The sequence below is a fragment of the Kitasatospora sp. NPDC090091 genome, from assembly GCF_044747365.1.
In the GTDB taxonomy this organism is placed as follows: domain Bacteria; phylum Actinomycetota; class Actinomycetes; order Streptomycetales; family Streptomycetaceae; genus Kitasatospora.
In genome coordinates, this window is record NZ_JBIVDY010000002.1 from 524,111 (window position 1) to 545,739 (window position 21,629).

Below are 21,629 nucleotides of genomic sequence, written 5' to 3' on the forward strand. Positions count from 1 at the left end.
CGAGCCGCCAGGTCCTCAGTAGGCGAGCAGCCCGTCGGTCACCAGCTCGAAGTCGAACGGTTCGGGGACGTGCAGTGTCTCGCCGAACTCGATGTCCTCGCGGCGGTGGTACTTGGTGCCGTCGGGGCGGCTGAACAGGGTGACCGTCTTCTGCCGGGCATCGACCAGCAGGTAGAGCGGGATCCCCATCAGCGGGTAGTCGCGCACCTTGCCGACCCAGTCGTTCTCCGGGTTGGAGGGGGAGACGAGTTCGACGGCGATGGCGGCGAACTCGGCCGGGACCTGGTTCTCGGTGGTCTCCAGGGCCGCCATGGGCAGGTAGGTCAGATCGGGGTTGCGGCTCTTGCCGACGTTCGGTGACACGAGGTCCGTGTTCTCGCTCGGCAGCAGCTCGGCCGGCACATGGGCGTCGAACTGGCGGCGCACCACCAACAGGTTCCGCTGGTGGATGCCCGAAGGGCTGACCATCATCACGATGGTGTCGCCCGAGATCTCGACCTTGAACCCGTCGGGCAGGCTCCTGCGGGCTTCGTCGAGGAGGGCGAAGTGCTCCGGGTTCATGCGCGGCGTCTCCTGACGGTGGACCGGCGGCACCTCAGCGTAGCTCCGGGGGACGCGAAAGGCCCCGGAGAGTGAACTCTCCGGGGCCTTTCCCACTTGTGGCCAGGGCCGGGGTCGAACCGGCGACCTTCCGCTTTTCAGGCGGACGCTCGTACCAACTGAGCTACCTGGCCGTACTGCACCGTCTCTTGCGAGACGAGCGATCCCGACGGGACTTGAACCCGCGACCTCCACCTTGACAGGGTGGCGAGCTAACCAACTGCTCCACGGGACCTTGTGTGGTGTTTCTCCACTAGGTCTTGCGGCACTGCACTTTACTACGGTACTGCGGTACTGCGTGCCCCCAACGGGATTCGAACCCGTGCTACCGCCTTGAAAGGGCGGCGTCCTGGGCCACTAGACGATGAGGGCTTGCGGCCTGTCCCGCTGTTTCCAGCGTTCGGGGACGTCGAGAAGCATATGGGATGTCGAGCCGAACGCCAAAACGGGTTTCGGCCGGGTGGTGGGGCGGGTGGGACGGGCCGGTCAGGACCAGCCGAGCTCGTCGAGCTCGTGGTCGTCGAAGCCGAAGTGGTGGGCGACCTCGTGGATCACCGTGGTGCGGACCTCCTCGACCACCTGTTCGCGCGAGTCGCAGTGCCGGAGGGTCGGGCCCAGGTAGATGATGATCCGGTCGGGCAGGACGCCCGCGTACCACTCGCCGCGCTCGGTGAGCGGGGTGCCCTCGTAGAGGCCGAGGAGCTCCGGGTCGGCGGCGTCGGGTTCGTCCTCGACGAAGACCGCGACGTTGTCCATCATGGCCGCGAGCTGCGGGGGAATCTGGTCGAGGGCGTCGCCGACCAGCGTCTCGAACTCTTCCCGGGTCATCTCCACCGGATCATTGTCGGGTCTGGGGTGACGGTGTGCCAGGCGGTCGGCGCCGGTGTTTCATGGGCCTATGACGACCTCGGGCGGCGCGGTGGAGCGTGCGGAGCGGCAGGGGCCGGCGCCGGTCCGGCCCGCGCGGCCGCCGGTGCTGCGCGGGCAGGGGCGCCCGGTGGCCGCGGTGGCGCTGGGCGGGGCGATCGGCGCCGCGGCCCGGTACGGGGCCGCGCTGCTCTGGCCGGCCGGTCCGGCGGCGTTCCCGTGGACCACGCTGGTGGTGAACGTGGCGGGCTGCGCGGTGATCGGGGTGTTCCTGGTGGCCGTCACCGAGGGGCGGCCCGCACACCCGCTGCTGCGGCCGTTCTTCGGGACCGGGGTGCTGGGCGGGTTCACCACCTTCTCCACCTACGAGGTGGACGTCCGGCGGCTGCTGGCCGAGGGGCGCCCGGGGGCCGGGGCGGTCTACCTGGGGCTGACGCTGGTGGCGGCGATGGCCGCGGTCTGGGCGGCGGCCGGGCTGACCCGCGGCCTGATCCGCCGTCTGGCCCGGCGCGGCGAAGGGGTGTCGGGATGACCGGGCGGTCGCACGGGCCGGCGTCGGACGGCGCGGCGTCGGACCGGAGCACGTCGGACCGGGGCACGTCGGACCGGCCGGCGCTGAGCGGGCCGGCGCTGCGGCTCACCGTGCTGGTGGGCGAGAGCGACCGGTGGCACCACCGCCCGCTGTACAGCGAGATCGTGCACCGGGCGCGGGCCGCCGGGCTGGCCGGGGCGAGCGTCTTCCGGGGGATCGAGGGGTTCGGGGCGTCCTCGCTGGTGCACACCGCACGGCTGCTCTCGCTCAGCGAGGACCTGCCGGTGGCGGTGGTGGTCGTGGACACCGAGGAGCGGGTGCGGGCCTTCCTGCCCCGGCTGGACGGGCTGGTGGCGGACGGCCTGGTGGTGCTCGACCCGTGCGAGGTGGTCCGGCCGGCGGGCCGCGGCCGGGGCGCGGAGCAGGAGCGGGGGGCGGGGGAGTGAACTGGCTGCTCGTGGTGGTGGGCGCGGTGGTCGGCGCGCCGCTGCGGTACCTGACCGACCGTGCCGTGCAGTCCCGGCACGACTCGGTGTTCCCCTGGGGCACCTTCGCCGTGAACGCGGCCGGCTGTCTGGTCCTCGGGCTGCTGACCGGTGCGGCGGCGGCCGGCGCGGCCTCCTCCGACGTCCAACTCCTCATCGGGACGGGGTTCTGCGGCGCGCTGACCACGTACTCGACCTTTTCGTACGAGACGCTGCGGCTGGCCGAGAGCGGCGCCGGGCGGTACGCGCTGGCCAATGTGCTGGGGAGCATCGCGGTGGGGCTGGCGGCCGTCTACGCGGGGGCGGGGCTGGCCTCGGCGCTCTGGGGCTGAGCGGTTCCCGGGCGCCCCCGGAACCCTGCGTACAGCGGCTGCCGGGCGGAGCCACCCCGGAGCCACCCCGGAGCCACCCCGGAGCCACCCCGGGGCCGGCCCGAGGCCGGGCCGGTCGGGAGGTTTGAACCGCCGCCGTTGCGCCGGGCGGCTGGTGACCGGGGCTTCCTGCCGGGCCGGCCGTGTCCCGCCGGGCCGGGCGCGCGTTGGTCACCACAAGTGGGCCGTGTGCATGGGCGGCCGGGTGGGGCTGTGCGAAGAGGGGCTCGGTGGCGGCGATGCGTTCGGTGCGTGCGGTGCGTTCGGTGCGCGAGGTGGGCGCCCGGGAGGGCCGTCCGGCGGTGGTGCGGGCGTTGGCGGTCCGGCGGGCCGAGCCGCGGGCGGCGGCGGTGCGCAGTGGCGTGGTGCGGGCGGCCGCGGTGCTGGCGGTGGCCGGGCTGGGCCTGACGGGGTGCATGTCGGTGGGCCCGGGTGCGGCGGACGAGAAGCACGGCACGGTGCCGGTCGGGCAGGCCGGGACGCCGGGCCGGGCGGGCGGTGCCGGCGGCACGGCCGCGCCGGGCGGCGGCCACCAGGGCGGCCCGTCCGGGAAGTCGGAGCGCCCCGGGAGCGGGTCGGCCGACGGCGCGCGGACGGCGGGTCTGACCCCGGCGCCGGGCGCGGCCTCCCCGGGCGTCGGCGGCGCGGACGGCGCGAACGGCACGGGCGGTCCGAGCGACGTGAACGGGACGACCGAGGGCGCGGGAGTCGCCACGGGCGCCGTGACGGGCGAGCCCGCGCCCGGAGCGAGCGGATCCGCCGGGGGCGTGAGCGCCGGCACCGCACCCCGACCGGGCACCGGCTCGTCCAGCGGTGGCGCGGCCGGCGGCACGACCGGGACGGGCGGCGCCACCGGCCCGGGAGGCCCGGGAGGCACCGGCGGCACCACGGGTACCGGCGAGGGGCGGTCCGGCGGCGGCTCCGCCACCACCCCGGCGGCGAGCCCGACCACGCGGCCGTCGAGCACCCCGGAGCCCGGTCACACCAGCTCCGCCCCGCCCGCGCCGAGCACCCCGGAGCCCTCCGCCGGAAGCTCTGGATCTTCGGCCCCGACCGCCGGCCCGGGTGGGCATTAGCAATCTGGCCAGGGCATTTGCCTCCGATCCCGAGGTTCCTCTATGGTGGTAGATCGTTCGTTTGATCCATTTGTCTGGCGCCCTACTCCCATCTGGCGCCCTTGGCGCGTTCCGGCGATCCGTGGCTGACCGCATAGAGGCGGTTGTGAAACAGAACCCCGGACTTTGGCGCGTGCCACTTCCGGAAGGTTTTAGATGTCTCTCATTGACGACGCCCGCTTCGCCATGCCCGCGAACGAGTCCGCCGCCGATGCCACCACTCCCGAGACCGACGCCCGGCCGACCGAGGCCGACGCCGCCGAGGTCGTCGCCGAGGCCGCCGAGATCACCGAGGTCGCCGCCGACGAGGCCGCCGACGCGGAGGCCGCCGAGCCCACCATCACCTTCGGCGACCTGGGCCTGCCGGACGACGTCGTCCGGGCCCTCGCCAAGCGCGGCGTGACCACCCCGTTCCCGATCCAGGCCGCGACCATCCCGGACGCGCTGGCCGGCAAGGACGTCCTGGGCCGCGGCCGTACCGGCTCCGGCAAGACCCTCAGCTTCGGCCTGCCGCTGCTGACCCGCCTCGCCGACGGCGAGCGCACCCGCGCCAAGCACCCGCGCGGCCTGATCCTGGTCCCGACCCGCGAGCTGGCGATGCAGGTCGCCGACGCCCTGGAGCCGTTCGGCTCGGTGCTCGGCCTGCGCCTCAAGGTCGTCTGCGGCGGCACCTCGATGTCCAACCAGATCTACGCGCTGGAGCGCGGTGTCGACGTCCTGGTCGCCACCCCCGGCCGCCTGCGCGACCTGATCAACCGCGGCTCCGCCAAGCTCGACGACGTCCAGGTCGCCGTCCTCGACGAGGCCGACCAGATGGCCGACATGGGCTTCCTGCCCGAGGTCACCGAGATCCTCGACCAGGTGCCGGCCGGCGGCCAGCGCCTGCTGTTCTCCGCCACGCTGGAGAACGAGATCGACACCCTGGTCAAGCGCTACCTGAACAGCCCGGTCACCCACGAGGTCGACCCGTCGGCCGGTGCGGTCACCACCATGACCCACCACATCCTCGTGGTGAAGCCCAAGGACAAGGCGCCGATCACCAACGCGATCGCCGCCCGCAAGGGCCGCACGATCATCTTCGTCCGCACCCAGATGGGCGCCGACCGCGTCGCCGAGCAGCTGATCGAGGCCGGTGTGAAGGCCGACGCGCTGCACGGCGGCATGACCCAGGGCGCCCGCACCCGCGTCCTCGGCGACTTCAAGGACGGCTACGTCAACGTCGTCGTCGCCACCGACGTCGCCGCCCGCGGCATCCACGTCGACGGCATCGACCTGGTCCTCAACGTGGACCCGGCCGGCGACCACAAGGACTACCTGCACCGCTCCGGCCGCACCGCGCGTGCCGGCCGCTCCGGCACCGTCGTCACCCTGGTGCTGCCGCACCAGCGCCGCGGCGTCTTCCGCCTGATGGAGGACGCGGGCGTCGACGCCTCGCGCCACATCCTCGACCACGCCTTCGACGCCGAGGTCGCCCGGATCACCGGCGCCCGTTCGCTGATCGAGGTCCAGGCCGAGAGCGCGGCCGGCATCGCCGGTGCCGCCGAGCGCGAGCTGGCCGACATGACCCGCCAGCTGGAGCGCGCGCAGCGCCGCGCCACCGAGCTGCGCGAGGAGGCCGACCGCCTGGCCGCGCGGGCCGCGCGCGAGCGGGCCGAGCTGGGTATCGAGGACGACGCGCCGGCCGCCGACGCCGAGGCGGGCGAGACCGCCGAGGCCGCGCAGGCCCCGGCCGAGACCGCCGCCCCGGCGGCCGAGGAGCGCACCCCCTCCTACCGCGAGGCCCGCACCGAGCGCCCGGCGTTCACCCGCGACCGCGACCGCGACGACCGGGGTGGCCGTTCCGGCGGCTTCGGCCGTGACCGTGACCGTGACCGCGGTGGCTTCGGCCGTGACCGTGACGACCGTGGTGGCCGTTCCGGTGGCTTCGGTGACCGTGACCGCGGCGGTTTCAACCGTGACCGTGACGACCGTGGTGGCCGTTCCGGTGGCTTCGGTGACCGTGACCGCGGTGGCTTCAACCGTGACCGTGACGACCGCGGCGGCCGCTCCGGTGGCTTCGGCGACCGTCCGGCCCGCTCCTTCGGCGACCGTGACCGTGACCGCGGTGGCTTCGGCCGTGACCGTGACGACCGTGGTGGCCGTTCCGGTGGCTTCGGTGACCGTGACCGCGGTGGCTTCAACCGTGACCGTGACGACCGCGGCGGCCGATCCGGTGGCTTCGGTGACCGTCCGGCCCGCTCCTTCGGCGACCGCCCGTCCTTCGGCCGCGACCGCGACGAGCGCGGCGGCAGCAGCCGTCCGTTCTCCCGCCGCGACGACCACCGCTCCGGTGGCCGCCCGCAGGCCTCCGGTGGCTTCAACCGTGACCGCGACGACCGCGGCGGCCGCTCCGGTGGCTTCAACTCCGGTGGCTTCAACCGCGACGACCGCAAGCCGCGCTGGAAGAACTGACCCGGTCGGCACCGGCTCCACGGGCCCGCTCCACTTCGGTGGGGCGGGCCCGTCCGCGTTCCCGCACTCGTCCGCCCGCGTCGCCCGGGCCGCCCGGGGTCGCTCGTGGCCGCTCTCGGGTCGCTCTCAGATGGCTCGGCCGGGTGTTGTTCTGTTGGTGAGAATAACCTGTGGCGCGAGGGCGGCCGCGTCCCCTACGGTCGCGGTCATGAGCAGCAGACTGCATCACGTGGCAGCGGTGAACGAGGAGATCGCCGCGCGGGGGAGCTACCGGGTGACCGGGGGCGAGCTCGTGCAGGTGGGGGAGCGACTGGCCGCGGCCAGGGAGGGGACGGTGTCGTACACCCCGGAGGCGCTGGACGCGCTGGTCCGGGCGGGCGGGCCGGGCCCGCTGACGGCCGCGGCCGGGGCCGTCGAGGTGACCGCCGAGGGCAGCATCGAGGCGGCCCGGCGGCTGGTCGGGGCCGGCCCCGGCCGGGTGGGGGTGCTCAACTTCGCCTCCGCGCGGAACCCGGGCGGCGGCTACCTGCGCGGCGCCCGCGCCCAGGAGGAGGACCTCTGCCGCAGCGCCCTGCTGTACACCTGCCTGGTGGAGGCGCCGGACTACTACGAGGCGCACCGCGCCTCCACCGACCTGCGGTACAGCCACCGGGTGATCGTCTCGCCGGACGTGCCGGTGATCCGGGACGGCAGGGGCGAGCTGCTGGCGCGGCCCTACCCGGTGACGTTCCTCACCTCGCCCGCGCCCAACGCGGGCCAGCTGGAACGGCGTTCGGCCGGGACGGACGTCCGGGGCGTGCTCGCCGAGCGGGCCGTCCGGGTGCTCGCGGCGGCCGCCCGGCACGAGATCCGGACGCTGGTGCTGGGGGCGTGGGGCTGCGGGGTGTTCGGCAACGACCCGGCGCAGGTGGCCGAGGCGTTCGAGGGGGCGCTGGCGCAGTACGGCGCGGCCTTCGAGCGGGTGGTGTTCGCGGTCTGGGACCGCACGCCCGTCTCGGCCAACCGCGCTGCCTTCGAGGCGCGGTTCGGCCGGGCCACCGGCTGACGGCCGGGTCACCCGCTGACGGCCGGGCGCCCCGCTGGCGGCCCGGCCACCCGTGGGCGGCCCGGCGCCCCGTCGACGAGGGCCCGGCGGCCGGCCGGGTCAGCCCTTGCGGGCGGTGATCGCGGTGGCGGCGGTCGAGGCGGCCGCGACCACCCCGGTGACCGCGAAGACGGACGGCCAGGCGCCGATCTTCTTCGCCAGCGGGTGCGAGCCGCCGAACGCCGCCACGTACAGCCCGGTCAGCGCGGCCGCGGTGGCCGCGCCCGAGCGGCGGTGCCACTGCACGGCGGCCCCGGCCCCGGCCGCGGCCAGGACGGCGCCGCCCAGCTCGCGCCGGCCGCTCCAGCGGGCGACGCCGTAGCCGCCGACCAGACCGCTCGCCGCGGTGAGCGCGGCGGGCGCCGCGGCCGAGAGCACGTCGGGGATCCTCGCCATGGTCGACTCCACTCCTGTGGGTTGGGGCCTGTCCTGTGGATCAGGCCGGGCCGCCGGCCGCTCCGGCTCCACCGACCATAACCCGCCCGCGGGGCCGGCCGATCCGCCCACCCGGGCCGGGGCCGGGCCGGTCCGGCCCCGGCCGACCCGCCGGGCACCGGGGCTCAGCGGTAGGCCTGCTCGAAGGGGTGCGCGGGCGCCGCCGCGGAGAGCTTGGCCGCGGCCTCGGCGGGCGCCAGCACCCGCTCCAGCCGCAGGTCCCCCGGGACCTGCTGGATGAACCGCCCGGCCGACCAGCTCCGCTCGTACGGCTGCGGGTCCAGCACCAGGGTGCGGACGCCGTCCACCACCGGGATGTCGGCGGGCGTGCCCTCGTTCCAGATCCACGAGCCGTCCGGGGCGAGCAGGTTGAACGCGCCCAGCGCGGTCACCCGGCGCCGGCCGTCGACCTCCGCGGTCCGGCTGAGCGCCACCACCTCCGGGTCCGGGCGGGTGCCCGGCAGGTGGCCGCCGCCGATCAGCAGTTCGGCGAGCAGCGTGTGCAGCTGGAAGTTGTCGGCCAGTCCGTCCATCCGGACCAGGTAGCCGGTGCCGCTCGGGCGGTCGAGCACCAGCAGCGGCTCGTCGTCCAGCGTCTTCATCAGGTAGAGCAGGCCCTTGAGGTCGTGGTGGCCGTCGCCGTACCGCTCGATCAGCTCGGCCAGCACGTCCGTCACACCGGAGGCCCGGGCCGAGGTGCGGACGGCGGCGTGCGTGCAGACCGCGAACGAGGCCATCTGCCACAGGTGCAGCGTCCACCAGCCGATCACCGCCCGGTGGGCCGGCCAGGCGTCCGGGTCGTCCGGGTCGGCGATCCGGGCGTGCGCGTGACCCGGGTTGTCGGCGTCCGGGTCGGGCAGCTCCCCGCCGCCGGTCTCCTTCCAGCGTTCGACCAGCAGCAGCGCGCCGGTGAGCGCCTCGCGCAGGCCGGCCAGCACCTGGTCGGCGCAGGCCACCGGATCGGCGCCGCGCTCGACGCAGGCGCCCACCATCATCGCCAGGTGGGCCCGCTCGAAGGGCGGGGAGTCCGCCAGCTGGGCGGCCAGTCGCGGGCCGACGGCCGCCGACTCGCGCTCTCCGGCCGGTCCGAGCAGTCCGCCCACCAGCCGGAACGCGGCCTCGAAGCGTTCCATGTCGGCGACCGCGTTCGCGGCCTCCAGAGCGGTGATCGCGCTGTCGAGGGTCGGCTGCTGACGGTCGGACGGATCCGCGGACCCGTCGGGCGAGGGAATTCGGTCGGACACCATTCGCCGCAGCATAGGCGCCCACCCTGACGGGCCGTCCGGCCGGGGTCGACCGTACGTCCGACTGTCGAAAACGCCCGCGGGGCGCGGTCGCTGTGCCGCATACTCGCGCGGTGACCGTGCCCCGTGCCCTGCCGGCCCCCTTCGCGGCCGAGGCGGAGCCCGCCCTGCGGGTGGCCCCGCTCGAACTCTTCCTCGACCTCGTCTTCGTCTTCACCATCACCCAGCTCACCGGGAGCCTGGTCCACCACCTCACCCCCGGTGGTCTGGCCCAGGTGGTGGTGATGCTGGCGGTGATCTGGTGGATGTACGACGCGTTCATCTGGCTCACCAACGCGATGCCGCCGACCAGCCACGGCCGCCGAGGCCTGTTGCTGCTGGCGATGGCCGGCTTCCTGGTGATCTCGCTGGCCGTCCCGCACGCCTTCGAGGGCAGCGGCGTCGCCTTCGGCTGGGCGTACCTGCTGGTGGTCGCCGTGCACACCGGGATGTTCGCGGCCTCCGGCGTGGCGCTCGGGCCGGTGCTGCGGATGGGCGGGCTCAACCTGGTCAACACCGGCCTGGTGGTGGCCGGCGGCTACCTCACCGGCACCGCCCAGCTCGGCCTCTGGGCCGCCGCCTTCGCCCTGCAGTTCGCGATACCCCGGCTGGTCGACCTGCCGAGCTTCCAGCTCCGCGCCGACCACTTCGTCGAGCGCCACGGCCTCGTCGTGATCATCGCGTTCGGTGAGTCGGTGATCGCGATCGGCGTCGGTGCGGGCACCGCCGAGCTCAGCGCCGCGCTGATCGCCGTCGCCGTGCTCAGCCTGGCCGTCTGCGTGGGCCTCTGGTGGGCGTACTTCGGCCACGACGACGACAGCCGCGCCGAGCACCACATGGCGGCGCTGCCCTCGGACCGCCGCAACCTGCTCGCGGTGAGCGTCTACAACCTGGGCCACTACGGGCTGCTGCTCGGCGTGCTGCTCTTCGCGACCGGGGTGAAGTCCGCGGTCGCCCACCCGGGCTCGCCGATCGGCCTCGCACAGGCCGCCGCCCTGGCCGGCGGCGTCGCGCTCTTCCTCGTGGTGAACACCGCGATCCGCCGCAGCTTCGCGCTGACCCCCAACCTGCCCCGGCTGCTCGCCGCGGGCCTGCTGGTGGCCGCCGTCCCGCTGGGTACGCGGGTGTCGGCGCTGGCGGAGGCGGCCGCCGCGGCCGCGGTGCTCGGCGGGGCCTTCGGCTACGAGGCCGCACGGCTCCGGGGCCGGTCGGCGCTCGGCGGCAGGCTCGCACCGTGACGGACCACGCGCTCGGGGACGGCCTCCACCGGGTGCGGAACGTCGGCGGCGGCCTGCTGCCGGAGGTCGTCGGCGGGGGGGGTAGGGCCGCCCCCCGCCCCGGTCCCGGACCGGGGCGGGTCTCGGACTTCGGGACTTCGGGTCTCGGGCTGCAGGCCTCAGGCGGAGAGGTTGCCGTGGAGGGCGGCGAGGTCCTCGTCGGTGGTGCCGTGGGCCCGGAGGTAGTCGGCGATGGAGCCGTGGTTGGCCCGGATCCAGGTCAGCGAGGAGGCCAGCAGCGGCGCGGAGATGGGGCGGGAGATCCGCTCGGTGCCGGTCTCGTCGAGGTACGGGATCGGGCCGTTGATCAGGCCGAGGCCGGCGTTGGAGCGCAGGAAGTCGGCCATGATGTCGGCGTCGGAGGCCCCGAGGAGGGACTGCACGACGGCGATGGTCAGACCGGTGCGGTCCTTGCCGACGGCGCAGTGGACGACCGCCGGGACGCCGCCGGGGGCGCCGAGCCGGCGGACGGCGGCGACCAGGGACGGGCCGGCCGTCTGCGCCATGAACGGGTAGAGCTCGGCCTGGTCCTCGGGCCAGGGGCGGTCGGTATCCTCCCGGTTGGCCGGGAGGGTGGGGAGGTTGACCGCCTCGTGGTCGAGGCCGTGCCGCAGGTCCGGCCAGACCTCCAGCTCGAACGGGCTGCGGAGGTCGATCACCAGGCGCAGGCCCAGTGCCTTGAGTCGCTGGGCGCCCTCCGGGGCGAGGGTGTGGAAGGACCCGGAGCGGTAGAGCACCCCCTTGCGCAGGGTGCCGACGCCGCCGGCGTCACGGAAGTTGCGGACACCGGGGATGTCGATGAAGGCGGACGGCAGGTCGGGTTCACGGTCCGGCAAGGCGTCGGTCATGCGCTCCACCGTACGGGCGGGAGCGGCGCCGCGGGAAGGAAACGGAACACGAGGTCTCGGTGTCCGGGTCCCCGCACCCGCAACCCGGCCTCAGCGGCCGCCCGCGACGTCCAGGAAGCCGCCGGTCATGTACGAGGAGGCCGGGGAGAGCAGGAAGAGGATGGCCTCGGCGACCTCCTCCGGCTGCCCGCCGCGCCGCATCGGCAGGTCGGGGGCGACCCGGTCCACCCGGCCGGGCTCCCCGCCCAGGGCGTGGATGTCGGTGTGGATCAGGCCCGGCCGGACGGCGTTGACCCGGATGCCCTCGGCGGCGACCTCCAGGGCCAGCCCGCGGGTCATCGAGTCGACGGCGCCCTTGGCGGCCGCGTAGTCCACGTACTCGTTCGGCGAGCCGAGCCGGGCGGCGGCGGAGGAGACGTTGACGATCACGCCGCCGGCCCCGCCGTACCGGGTGGACATCCGGCGGACGGCCTGCGCGGCGCAGAGGAAGGGGGCGGTGATGTTGGCGGCCCAGATCCGGTTCAGCCGGTCCTCGTCGACCTCCTCCAGCCGGCACTGCTTCTCCAGCGTTCCGGCGTTGTTCACCAGGGCGGTGAGCGGGCCGAGTTCGGTGTCGACGGCGGCGAACAGCCGCTCGACCCCGGCGGTGCGGGTGACGTCCGCCCGGACGGCCACGGCGGTGCCGCCCTCGGCCCGGATCGCCTCGACCACCGAGGCCGCCGAGGCCTCGTCGCTGCGGTAGTTGACGCAGACCCGGTAGCCGCGGCGTCCGGCGAGCCGTGCGGTGGCGGCGCCGATCCCGCGTCCGCCGCCGGTGACGAGGAGGACTTCGGTACGGGCCGGGGCCGTCGAGTCGGTCATGCCCTGCACGGTACTCCGTCCGCTCCGGCCCGGGCCCGTGTCACGGCCCGGACGGCGTCACGGTCCCGCGGCCCCGGCATCACTCCCCGGACGCGGCGGCCGCCGCCCGCAGGGCCGCGATCTTCGGCGCCCGGCTCCGCGGCGAGTCCAGGCTGAACCCGCGCGCGTCCCCCAACTGGTCGCGGACGAAGGCCTCGGTCCGGGCCACCGCCGCCCGCAGTGCGGCGTCGAGCGGTACGAAGGACTGGTGGACGATCTCGGCCCGCTCGACGTCGTACTCCCAGAAGCCGACGATCCGGCCCCGGTCGAGCACGATGTGGGTCTGCGGATCGGCCTCGCCGCCGAAGCTGCGACCGGCCTTCCCGCCCCGGCCGGAGGGCAGCTGCCGGGCCGCGTCGGCGGGGTCGACCAGCCGGGGCAGGTCGCGGTGGAGCAGGTGGATGCCGTCGATGCCGGCCAGCAGTGTGTAGTGCGGCTCCGCCGGGACGGTGAACTCGGCGAACTCCTCGACGAGTTCGGGGAGCATCAGCAGCCCGTCGCCGGCCGGCCCGCCCGGCAGCGGGACGATCCCGGCCTCGGCGACGGCCCGCCGGGCGGTCGCCGCGGTGAAGCCGGAGAACCAGCGGAAGTGCCCGAGGTTCGCCGGACCGGCCCAGGCGAAGTAGCGCCGGGCGAGGTCGACCGCGCCGCCGGTGACCGGCTGGTCCCACCCGAGGTAGCCGTAACGCTGCTGGTCCAGGCGGCCGTTGACCGGCACCCGGCGGATCTGGCCGCGCGACTGCATCAGCCCGAGGGCCAGCGGCAGGGTGGTGGAGAGGCCGCGCTTCTTCCCGGCGTCGCCCAGCGACCGGACCGCGCCGCCGACCGCCACCCGGAGCGCGGCCGGGTCCTGCGGTGTGTCCGGTGCGGCGGCGAGCGCGCGGCCGATGGCCAGGCAGAGCTTCTCCACCTCGTCCCGGCCGACCCCGAGGTGCTTCTCGGCGGAGGCCAACTCGCCCGCGGGGGCGGCCGCTCCGGCCGCCAGGGCGAGCGCGAAGTCGGTGGCCGGCACCACGTAGGTGCAGCCGCGCGCGGCGGGCAGCTCGTGCACCGTCAGCCCGGCGATCGCCGCGTCCACCGCCTGCCGGTCCAGCCCGGCCCGGGCGAACAGCCCGAGGTAGGGCGCCGCACCGCCCACCGAGCGGGCCCAGCCGGTGGCGGCCAGGACCTCGGCCGCGGACGCGCCGCGGTGGGCGCCGTCCAGCCACTGCCGGTGCGCCCACCAGGCCCGCAGCTTCTCGGGGGTGACGTCGGGCGCCGCGCCGGGTGCGGTGGGGGCGACGCCGGGCGGGGCCGTGGAGACGGCCTCGGGGTGCCGTGGGGTGCCGTTCGCCTTCGCCATGCGGCCAGTATCCGGCCCGGGCCGCCACCGGGCGGGAATTCGCTCGCCCGGCGCGGCCCTCCCGCGGCACACTCCTCTGACCGCACCGCGGGACGACCGTCCCACGCGATCCCGCCCCGGCCGGCCGGACCGCCCCGACCGGAGGAGACCCCATGCCCACCGCACCCGGCACCGCTCGGCTCCCCGCCGCCACCGGGCTCCCCGGCGCCGTCCTGCTCTCCGGCATCGTCGGCTCGACCGCGTACGGCTTCGCCCACGCCGGCTCCGACACCGACCGGCTCGGCCTCTTCGCCGCCCCCACCGAGGAGTTCCACGGTCTGCACCGCCCGGCCGAGTCGCGCGTCACCACCGAGCCCGACCTCACGCTGCACGAGGCCGCCAAGTGGTGCCGCCTCGCGCTCACCTGCAACCCGACCGCCTCCGAACTGGCCTGGCTTCCCGACGACCTGTACGAGGTGCGGACCCCGCTCGGTGACGAGCTGATCGCGATCCGCACCTCCTTCCTGAGCGCGAAGGCCGTCCGCAACTCCTACCTCGGCTACGCCGACCAGCAGTTCCGCAAGCTGCTGACCCGGGACCCCGCCGACCCGGTCGCCCGCCGCCGGGCGGCCAAGCACGCCCGGCACCTGGTCCGGCTGGTGGAGCAGGGCGTGGGGCTGCACGAGACCGGCGAGAACGTCGTACGCCTCCCCGAGCCCGAGCGCGTCCGCGCGCTCGGCGAGCGCATCGCGGACCACCCCGCCCTCGCCGAACCGCTGCTCGCGGACGCCGCCGAGCGCCTCTCCCGGCCCGGTGCGCTGCCGGCGGAGCCCGACCCGCGCCCGGCCGAGGCCTGGCTGCGCCGGGTGCGCGCCGCGCACTGGACGCCGCCCGTCCCGCCGGCCCGCTGAGCCCGGCGCGCCCCGCAATCCACTGGCGGAGCCCTGGGCCCCACCGGGTAGGATCGCCGTGGCCCGCCCCGCACGGGAACGGGCCACGGGCCGCTAGCTCAATTGGCAGAGCTGCGGACTTTTAATCCGTAGGTTCAGGGTTCGAGCCCCTGGCGGCCCACGGTTGCGGAGCCGGACCGGACGAGAGTCCCGGTCCGGCTCCGCTGCGTTGTGGGGGCAGGTGGACTGGCGTTGACGGAGAGTCACCCGTGCGTGCGGGCAGGGCCCGAGGGCCGGTGGGGCGCGGGTGGGTGACCGAGAGCACGGCCGGATAAATATGACCGGCTTGTATGCTCCGAGAGGGCCTGTTGTGGCTGCAGGGGGCCTGTAGGGGGGATTGCGGGGACGATCACGGGGGCGTTCGTAGGTCATTACGACCTTCGTATGTGCAACCCGGCGGTGGTTCCAGCCGTCTCTCTGTGTGCAGTGCGCCCGGAGTACGGGTGCCGCGTCCGCCGGTGAAAGGTACACGGATGTCTGGTCAGTGGGGCGAGGGCCCGGCTCGTGGTGACGACGCGCCCGGTGCGCTCACGACCGAGGCGGCCGACGGCGGTGCGGTGCCGCAGCCGCGGGCCGGTGGACGGGCCGAGGCCCGGCGGGCCGCACAGGGCAAGGGCCCGCAGACCAGGGGTCCGCAGGGCAAGGGAGGACCGGAGAGCGGCGGGCCGGCCGGCCCCGCCCCCGGTGGGCGGGCCGCGGCCCGGAACAGCCGCAAGCCGCCCAAGAAGAACGTGAAGAAGATCGTCGCCTGGTCGGCGGCCGGGGTGCTGGTGCTGATAGCCGGCGCGGGCGGGGCGATCTACCTCAAGCTCAACGCCAACATCAAGTCCTTCGACGCGGACGCCATCGCCACCGACCGGCCCCCCGAGGCGCAGGCGGACGCGGACGGCAACAAACCGGTGAACGTCCTGCTCATCGGCTCGGACAGCCGCGGCAAGAACAACTCCGACCTGGGCGGCGGGGACGAGGACGGCGGCGCCCGCTCGGACACCACGATCCTGTTGCACGTCTACGCCGACCACAAGCACGCCGTCGGCATCTCGATCCCGCGCAACGCCAAGGTCAACCTGCCGGCCTGCAAGCTGCCGAGCGGCAAGTGGACCAAGGAGAGGTCGGGCGCGCTGTTCAACGAGGCGTTCGCCACCGGCAGCACGGACGACGGCAACCCGGCGTGCACCCAGAACACCGTGGAGAAGCTCACCGGTATCCGGGTCGACCACACCATCGTGGTCGACTTCCAGGGCTTCTCGGCGATGACCAAGGCGGTCAACGGCGTGGACGTCTGCCTGCCGAAGCCGATCTACGAGGGCGACATCAACCCCAAGCTCCAGAGGAAGGGGAACCTCGTCCTGCCGCAGGGCCCGCAGAAGGTCGAGGGCCAGAAGGCGCTCGACTACGTCCGGCTTCGGCACGGCATCGGCGACGGCTCCGACATCGGCCGGATGAAGCGCCAGCAGGCATTCCTCAGCTCGCTGGCCAAGAACATCAAGGGCCAGGGGCTCAACCCGACCACCCTGCTGCCGCTCGCCGACGCCGCCACCAAGTCGCTGGTCGTCGACCCCGGGCTGAACTCGGCCGACAAGCTGCTCTCCTTCAGCCTCTCGCTGAAGAACATCGACCTGCACGACCTCAAGTTCGTCACGGTGCCCTGGCGCTACCGCACCCAGGACGCCGACCTCGACATCATCCCGCAGGACGCCGCCAAGCTCTGGGAGACGCTCAAGGCCGACCGGACCATCGACGGCCAGAACGCCACCGGCCAGCAGCCGGACGCGCCCGCCTCGCCCTCCGCCACGACCGGACCGGGCGCCCCCGCCACCACCACCTCCACCCCGGCGGCGGCCTCCGACGCGGGCAACGCGGCGATCAAGGTGGCGGTCTACAACGGCACCACCACCCGGGGCATGGCGGACAAGGCGAGCGAGCTGCTCAAGGGCGCCAAGTTCACCGTCACCAAGGCGGGTACGGCGGCCAGTACGAAGTACACGACCACGATGATCGAGTACGGCTCCGGCCAGAAGGCCAACGCCGAGAAGGTCGCCGCGCTGTTCCCGGGGGCGAGCGTCGAGGCCGGCAGCTCGCCGGGCGTCACCGTGATCGTGGGCAAGGACTTCGCGGCGGCCAACGGCGGCGCGGCCGCTGCCGGCGGTTCCGGCAGTGCCACTCCCTCGGCCGCCCCGACCACGCCGGGCCCGCTGCCCACCAGCGTCACCAACCAGACCCGCTCGGCGGACGACGACATCTGCGCGGACACCAGCTACGGCAGCGGCGGGTAGCGGCCCGCGACGCACGGCGACGGCGCCGGGCCCGGGGTGTGCGCACCGCGGGCCCGTGCCATGGTGGCCGAGGAGGCACTCCGGGGGGCCGCAGGACCGAAAGGCGGACCCATGGCCGAGATCGCCATGCAGTTCGACATCGCCGCACCCCGCGACGTCGTGCTCGCCGCGCTCAACACCCACGACGGCCTCACCGGCTGGTGGACCACCGAGGTCGACCGGGACGAGGGCGACGTGCTGCTCTTCGACTTCCCGGGCGTCCCCGAGCCGTTCCGGCTGCGCCGCGAGCGCGCCGACCGGGACCGGGTGGTGTGGACGAACGTCGGCACCTTCCCGCCGCACTGGGCCGGCACCTGGATCAGCTGGGAGCTCGCGGACCAGCCCGGCGACCCCGGCCGCACCCGGCTGCTGTTCCGGCACGGCGGCTGGCAGCCCGGCACCGAGGAGGGCGTCCCGATGGTGGCCGGCACCTGGGCGGAGCTGATCGTGCGGCTCAAGGACTACGCGCAGAGCGGCAAGGTGCAGCCGTACTTCGTGAAGGCCCCGGAGCACACTGCGTGACGGTGCGGCGGGGGTGTCCCCCGCCGGGCGCCGTCCGGTGGCGCGATCGCGGTGGCGCGGCGAAGGTGGGCGGTGTACCGCCGTCCGGTCGTCCGCCCGGCGCGGGAGCGCCGCGCCGGCCCCGACGGCTCCCGCCCGGAGTGCCGGACCGGCGGGCCCGGCGGAGGACCATCGCTCTTGGAGGCCCAGCAATGCCCGTAGTCACCGCTCCGTACAAGCCCGGCACCCCGTGCTGGGTCGACCTGATGGCGAGCGACCAGCAGGCCGCGCTCGACTTCTACCGCGACCTGTTCGGCTGGCAGGGCGAGGTCGGCCCGCCCGAGTTCGGCGGCTACGCCGTGTGCTCGCTGAACGGCAAGCCGGTCGCCGGGATCATGGCGCAGATGGCCCCCGAGGGCCAGCCCGTCCCGCCGGTCGCCTGGACGACGTACCTGGCCTCGGACGACGCCGACGCCACCGGCCGGGCCATCGCCGACAGCGGCGGCACCATCCTCTACCCGGTGATGGACGTCGGCACGGTCGGCCGGATGCTGGTCGCCGCCGACCCGACCGGCGCGGTGTTCGGCGTCTGGCAGAAGGTGGACTTCTTCGGCGCGGGCGTGGTCAACGAGCCCGGCGCGCTGGTCTGGAACGAGCTCAACACCACCGACACCGACGCGGCCGGGCGCTTCTACCACCAGGCGTTCGGCCTGCGCCCGGCGACCATCCAGGGCATGGAGGGCTACTACTCGCTCAACGTCGGCGAGCGCACGGTGGGCGGGATGCAGCCGGTCGCCGGGTACCTGGCGGAGGGCACGCCCCCGCACTGGATGACGTACTTCTCGGTGGACGACACCGACTCCACGGTGGACGCCCTGGTGAAGGCGGGCGGCTCGGTGATCCAGCCCCCGTTCGACATGCAGTCCGGCCGGATGGCCGTCGTGCGGGACCCGCAGGGCGCGGTCTTCGCGGTGACGGCGGCGCCCGAGTCCCAGATGCCCGACTCCTGAGCGCCGCCGGAGGTCCCGAGAGCCGTCGGGAGTCCCGAGAGCCACCGGAAGCCGCCCCTTCCCGCGACGCGCCGCCGGGAATGGGCGGCTTCCCCGCGTTCGCGGGTAAGACTGCACCCATGCTGGGGCTTCCGGACGACATCCGCGCTTTCCTCTTCGACCTCGACGGGGTGCTCACCCAGACCGCCAAGGTGCACGCCGCGGCCTGGAAGGACACCTTCGACGCCTTCCTGCGCGCCGAAGCGGCCCGCACCGGTGGGCAGTTCGTCCCCTTCGACGCGGTCGTCGACTACGACACGTACGTCGACGGCCGCCCGCGACTCGACGGCACCCGCGGCTTCCTGGAGAGCCGCGGCATCGTGCTCCCCGAGGGCACCGACGCCGACCCGCCCGGCACCCGCACCGTGCACGGCATCAGCCTGGCCAAGAACGACACCGTGCTGCGGATGATCCGCGAGCAGGGCGTCCAGCCCTACGAGGGCTCCGTCGCCTACGTGCGCCGGCTGCGGGAGCTCGGGCTGCCCAGCGCGGTGGTCTCGTCCAGCGCGAACTGCCGGGACGTGCTGCGGGCCGCCGGGATCGAGGACCTGTTCGACGTGATCGTGGACGGCCTGGTCGCCAAGCGCGAGGGGCTGCCCGGCAAGCCGGCCCCGGACACCTACCTGGCCGCCGCCCGGGCCCTGGGCGTCGAGCCGGCGCACGCCGCCGTCTTCGAGGACGCGCTCGCCGGCGTCGCCTCCGGCCGGGCCGGCGGCTTCGGCGCGGTGGTCGGGGTGGACCGCACCGGCCAGGCCGCCGAGCTGCGCCGGGACGGCGCCACCGTGGTCGTCACCGACCTTGCCGAACTGCTCGAAGGAGGCGCGGCATGACCGGCCTGGACAACTTCTCGGTCGACCCGTGGCAGATCGTCGAGCCGGGCCTGGACCTGGCCTCGATGGCCCGCGCCGAGTCGCTCTTCGCCCTCTCCAACGGCCACATCGGCCTGCGCGGCAACCTGGACGAGGGCGAGCCGCACGGCCTGCCCGGCACCTACCTGAACGGCGTCTTCGAGCTGCGCCCGCTGCCGTACGGCGAGGGCGGCTACGGCTACCCGGAGTCCAGCCAGAGCGTCATCAACATCACCAACGGCAAGATCATCCGCCTGCTGGTGGACGACGAGCCCTTCGACCTGCGCTACGGCGAACTGATCAGCCACCGGCGGTGGTTGGACTTCCGCGAGGGGCTGCTGCGGCGCGAGGCGGAGTGGGCCTCCCCGGCCGGCCGGACGATCCGGGTGAACTCCACCCGGCTGGTCTCGCTCACCCAGCGCGCCGTCGCCGCCGTCGAGTACACCGTCGAGGCGGTGGACGGGCCGGTGCGGATCGTCCTCCAGTCCGAGCTGGTCGCCAACGAGCAGCTGCCCGGCGGCCCCGAGGGGGACCCGCGCGCGGCCGCCGTGCTGGAGGCGCCGCTGCTCGCCGAGGCCAGCCACGCCGGCGGCACCAAGGCCGTCCTGGTGCACCGCACCCGCTACAGCGGCATCCGGGTCGCCGCCGGGATGGACCACGTCATCGAGGGCCCGGAGCGGCTGGACACCGTCGCCGAGTCCGAGGCCGACCACTGCCGGATCAGCGTGACCACCGTGCTCGAACCGGGCCAGAAGCTGCGCCTGGTGAAGTTCATGTCCTACGGCTGGTCCGCGACCCGCTCGCTGCCCGCCGTCCGGGACCAGGTGGAGGCCGCGCTGACCGCCGCCCGGTACACCGGCTGGGACGGCCTGGTGGCCGAACAGGCCACCTTCCTCAGCGAGTTCTGGGAGACCAGCGACGTCGAGATCGAGGGCGACGTCGAGCTCCAGCAGGCCGTCCGGTTCGCCGTCTTCCACGTGCTGCAGGCGGGCGCCCGGAGCGAGGAGCGGGCCATCCCCGCCAAGGGGCTGACGGGCCCCGGCTACGACGGCCACAGCTTCTGGGACACCGAGACCTTCGTCCTGCCGGTGCTCACCTACTGCCTGCCGGGCGCCGTCAACCAGGCGCTGCGCTGGCGGCACACGACGCTGCCGATGGCCCGCGAACGGGCCGTCCAACTCGGCCTCTCCGGCGCGGTGTTCCCGTGGCGGACGATCCGCGGCGAGGAGTGCTCCGGGTACTGGCCGGCCGGCACCGCGGCCTTCCACATCGGCGCCGACATCGCCGTCTCCGCCGCCCGGTACGTCCGGGCCACCGGGGACGTCGAGTTCGAGCGCGAGTACGGGCTGGAGCTGCTGGTCGAGACGGCCCGGATGTGGCGCTCGCTCGGCCACCACGACGCCGTCGGCAAGTTCCGCATCGAGGGCGTCACCGGGCCGGACGAGTACAGCGCGGTCGCCGACAACAACGTCTTCACCAACCTGATGGCGCAGACCAACCTGCGCGTCGCCGCCGAGGCCGCCGCCCGGCACCCGCGGGAGGCCGCCGCGCTCGGCGTGGACACCGAGGAGACCGCCGCCTGGCGGGACGCCGCCGCGGCGATGTTCATCCCGTACGACGAGAACCTCGGCGTCCACCCGCAGGCCGACGGCTTCACCGACCACCAGGTCTGGGACTTCGAGCACACCCCGCCGGAGAACTACCCGCTGCTGCTCCACTACCCGTACTTCGACCTGTACCGGAAGCAGGTGGTCAAGCAGGCCGACCTGGTGCTCGCCATGCAGGTGCGCGGCGACGCCTTCACCGACGAGCAGAAGGCCCGCAACTTCGCCTACTACGAGCGGCTGACCGTCCGCGACTCCTCGCTCTCGGCCTGCACCCAGGCGGTGATCGCCGCCGAGGTCGGCCAGATGGACCTCGCGTACGACTACACCGCCGAGGCCGCCCTGATGGACCTGCACGACCTCGGCGGCAACACCCGCGACGGCCTGCACATGGCCTCGCTCGCCGGGGCCTGCATCGCCCTGGTGGCCGGGTTCGGCGGCCTGCGGGACCACAGCGAGGTGCTGTCCTTCCGGCCCCGGCTGCCGAACGGGCTGATGAAGCTGAGCTTCTCGCTGCTGGTGCGCGGCCAGCTGCTCGGGGTGCGGATCACCCACGAGGGGACGACGTACACGCTGCGCCGGGGCGAGGTGATCCACCTGCGGCACGACGGCGAGGGGGTGCAGGTGAAGGCGGGCACGCCGGTCACCCTGCCCACCACGGTGCCGCCCGTCCAGGAGCGCTGTGCCCAGCCGCCGGGCCGCGAGCCGTCCCGTCGCCAGCCGCAGGCCGGGGTGGCCGCCGGAACGCTCGGCCCGGGGCCGGACCACCTGGCGGCGGAGTAGGGGAGGACCG

At 74.5% G+C, this 21,629-nt stretch carries 20 protein-coding genes and 4 tRNA genes; 14 read left to right on the forward strand and 10 right to left on the reverse strand.

Annotated elements, in window-relative coordinates; all coding sequences use genetic code 11:
- Positions 1–15: 15 nt before the first annotated feature.
- The 5 genes from ACIPSC_RS05315 to ACIPSC_RS05335 all read right to left on the reverse strand — a co-directional run bounded on the left by ACIPSC_RS05315 (position 16) and on the right by ACIPSC_RS05335 (position 1,428).
- Positions 16–561 (reverse strand): Uma2 family endonuclease, encoded by a 546-nt coding sequence (locus ACIPSC_RS05315; RefSeq protein ID WP_400823177.1) that lies wholly within the window; start codon positions 559–561, stop codon positions 16–18.
- 99 nt (positions 562–660) lie between these two features.
- Positions 661–734 (reverse strand) — tRNA-Phe (locus ACIPSC_RS05320).
- 27 nt (positions 735–761) lie between these two features.
- Positions 762–835 (reverse strand) — tRNA-Asp (locus tag ACIPSC_RS05325).
- Positions 836–899: 64 nt separating this feature from the next.
- A tRNA-Glu gene (locus ACIPSC_RS05330) sits at positions 900–972 on the reverse strand.
- Positions 973–1,086: 114 nt separating this feature from the next.
- A complete protein-coding gene (locus ACIPSC_RS05335; RefSeq protein ID WP_400823353.1) occupies positions 1,087–1,428 on the reverse strand; it encodes a metallopeptidase family protein in 342 nt (113 codons plus the stop codon).
- Positions 1,429–1,498: 70 nt separating this feature from the next.
- On the opposite strand from ACIPSC_RS05335, the gene crcB (ACIPSC_RS05340) reads away from it, so the two are divergent.
- The 6 genes from crcB (ACIPSC_RS05340) to ACIPSC_RS05365 all read left to right on the forward strand — a co-directional run bounded on the left by crcB (ACIPSC_RS05340) (position 1,499) and on the right by ACIPSC_RS05365 (position 7,466).
- Positions 1,499–1,999, forward strand: coding sequence for a fluoride efflux transporter CrcB (crcB, locus tag ACIPSC_RS05340; protein ID WP_400823179.1), 501 nt, complete (start codon positions 1,499–1,501; stop codon positions 1,997–1,999).
- Positions 1,996–2,445 carry a DUF190 domain-containing protein gene (locus tag ACIPSC_RS05345; protein WP_400823182.1) on the forward strand — a complete coding sequence of 150 codons (450 nt, stop codon included), beginning with the start codon at positions 1,996–1,998 and terminating at the stop codon, positions 2,443–2,445. Before crcB (ACIPSC_RS05340) ends, ACIPSC_RS05345 begins: the two co-directional genes overlap by 4 nt.
- Entirely contained in the window at positions 2,442–2,816 is a 375-nt protein-coding gene (gene crcB / locus ACIPSC_RS05350; RefSeq protein WP_400823184.1) for a fluoride efflux transporter CrcB, read from the forward strand. Before ACIPSC_RS05345 ends, crcB (ACIPSC_RS05350) begins: the two co-directional genes overlap by 4 nt.
- Before the next feature lie 278 nt (positions 2,817–3,094).
- The gene (locus ACIPSC_RS05355) at positions 3,095–3,931 is read left to right on the forward strand and encodes a hypothetical protein (protein WP_400823187.1); all 837 of its coding nucleotides are present in this window, start codon (positions 3,095–3,097) and stop codon (positions 3,929–3,931) included.
- 195 nt (positions 3,932–4,126) lie between these two features.
- Positions 4,127–6,421, forward strand: coding sequence for a DEAD/DEAH box helicase (locus tag ACIPSC_RS05360; RefSeq protein ID WP_400823189.1), 2,295 nt, complete (start codon positions 4,127–4,129; stop codon positions 6,419–6,421).
- A gap of 208 nt (positions 6,422–6,629) precedes the next feature.
- A complete protein-coding gene (locus ACIPSC_RS05365) occupies positions 6,630–7,466 on the forward strand; it encodes a TIGR02452 family protein (RefSeq protein ID WP_400823191.1) in 837 nt (278 codons plus the stop codon).
- Positions 7,467–7,565: 99 nt separating this feature from the next.
- Here the strand turns inward: ACIPSC_RS05365 and ACIPSC_RS05370 are convergent, their stop codons facing one another.
- Entirely contained in the window at positions 7,566–7,901 is a 336-nt protein-coding gene (locus ACIPSC_RS05370) for a hypothetical protein (protein WP_395294936.1), read from the reverse strand.
- A 164-nt stretch (positions 7,902–8,065) separates the two neighbouring features.
- Complete coding sequence (locus ACIPSC_RS05375; protein ID WP_400823194.1) at positions 8,066–9,187, reverse strand: hypothetical protein; 1,122 nt, start codon at positions 9,185–9,187, stop codon at positions 8,066–8,068.
- Between the two features lie 110 nt (positions 9,188–9,297).
- Here ACIPSC_RS05375 and ACIPSC_RS05380 point away from each other — a divergent pair, with 110 nt between their 5' ends.
- The gene (locus tag ACIPSC_RS05380; RefSeq protein ID WP_400823195.1) at positions 9,298–10,461 is read left to right on the forward strand and encodes a low temperature requirement protein A; all 1,164 of its coding nucleotides are present in this window, start codon (positions 9,298–9,300) and stop codon (positions 10,459–10,461) included.
- A 158-nt stretch (positions 10,462–10,619) separates the two neighbouring features.
- Here ACIPSC_RS05380 and ACIPSC_RS05385 read toward each other — a convergent pair whose 3' ends face one another.
- The 3 genes from ACIPSC_RS05385 to ACIPSC_RS05395 all read right to left on the reverse strand — a co-directional run bounded on the left by ACIPSC_RS05385 (position 10,620) and on the right by ACIPSC_RS05395 (position 13,590).
- Positions 10,620–11,348 carry a tyrosine-protein phosphatase gene (locus tag ACIPSC_RS05385; protein ID WP_400823197.1) on the reverse strand — a complete coding sequence of 243 codons (729 nt, stop codon included), beginning with the start codon at positions 11,346–11,348 and terminating at the stop codon, positions 10,620–10,622.
- A 90-nt stretch (positions 11,349–11,438) separates the two neighbouring features.
- Positions 11,439–12,209: an SDR family oxidoreductase gene (locus ACIPSC_RS05390; protein ID WP_238860990.1), complete on the reverse strand. Its 771-nt coding sequence runs from the start codon at positions 12,207–12,209 to the stop codon at positions 11,439–11,441.
- Between the two features lie 79 nt (positions 12,210–12,288).
- Entirely contained in the window at positions 12,289–13,590 is a 1,302-nt protein-coding gene (locus ACIPSC_RS05395; protein ID WP_400823199.1) for a DNA glycosylase AlkZ-like family protein, read from the reverse strand.
- Positions 13,591–13,742: 152 nt separating this feature from the next.
- Between ACIPSC_RS05395 and ACIPSC_RS05400 the strand changes: the two genes are divergently transcribed.
- The 7 genes from ACIPSC_RS05400 (at position 13,743) to ACIPSC_RS05430 (ending at position 21,619) form a co-directional block, all read left to right on the forward strand.
- Positions 13,743–14,480 carry a DNA polymerase beta superfamily protein gene (locus tag ACIPSC_RS05400; RefSeq protein ID WP_400823201.1) on the forward strand — a complete coding sequence of 246 codons (738 nt, stop codon included), beginning with the start codon at positions 13,743–13,745 and terminating at the stop codon, positions 14,478–14,480.
- A gap of 87 nt (positions 14,481–14,567) precedes the next feature.
- Positions 14,568–14,640: transfer RNA gene (locus ACIPSC_RS05405), tRNA-Lys, on the forward strand.
- Between the two features lie 352 nt (positions 14,641–14,992).
- Positions 14,993–16,795, forward strand: a complete 1,803-nt coding sequence (locus ACIPSC_RS05410) for an LCP family protein (protein WP_400823203.1) — start codon at positions 14,993–14,995, stop codon at positions 16,793–16,795.
- Between the two features lie 111 nt (positions 16,796–16,906).
- Entirely contained in the window at positions 16,907–17,356 is a 450-nt protein-coding gene (locus tag ACIPSC_RS05415; protein ID WP_400823206.1) for an SRPBCC domain-containing protein, read from the forward strand.
- 191 nt (positions 17,357–17,547) lie between these two features.
- Complete coding sequence (locus ACIPSC_RS05420) at positions 17,548–18,345, forward strand: VOC family protein (RefSeq protein WP_400823209.1); 798 nt, start codon at positions 17,548–17,550, stop codon at positions 18,343–18,345.
- A gap of 119 nt (positions 18,346–18,464) precedes the next feature.
- A complete protein-coding gene (locus tag ACIPSC_RS05425) occupies positions 18,465–19,214 on the forward strand; it encodes an HAD family hydrolase (RefSeq protein ID WP_400823211.1) in 750 nt (249 codons plus the stop codon).
- The gene (locus ACIPSC_RS05430; protein ID WP_400823213.1) at positions 19,211–21,619 is read left to right on the forward strand and encodes a glycoside hydrolase family 65 protein; all 2,409 of its coding nucleotides are present in this window, start codon (positions 19,211–19,213) and stop codon (positions 21,617–21,619) included. The genes ACIPSC_RS05425 and ACIPSC_RS05430 overlap by 4 nt, the downstream gene beginning before the upstream one ends.
- Positions 21,620–21,629: the final 10 nt, after the last annotated feature.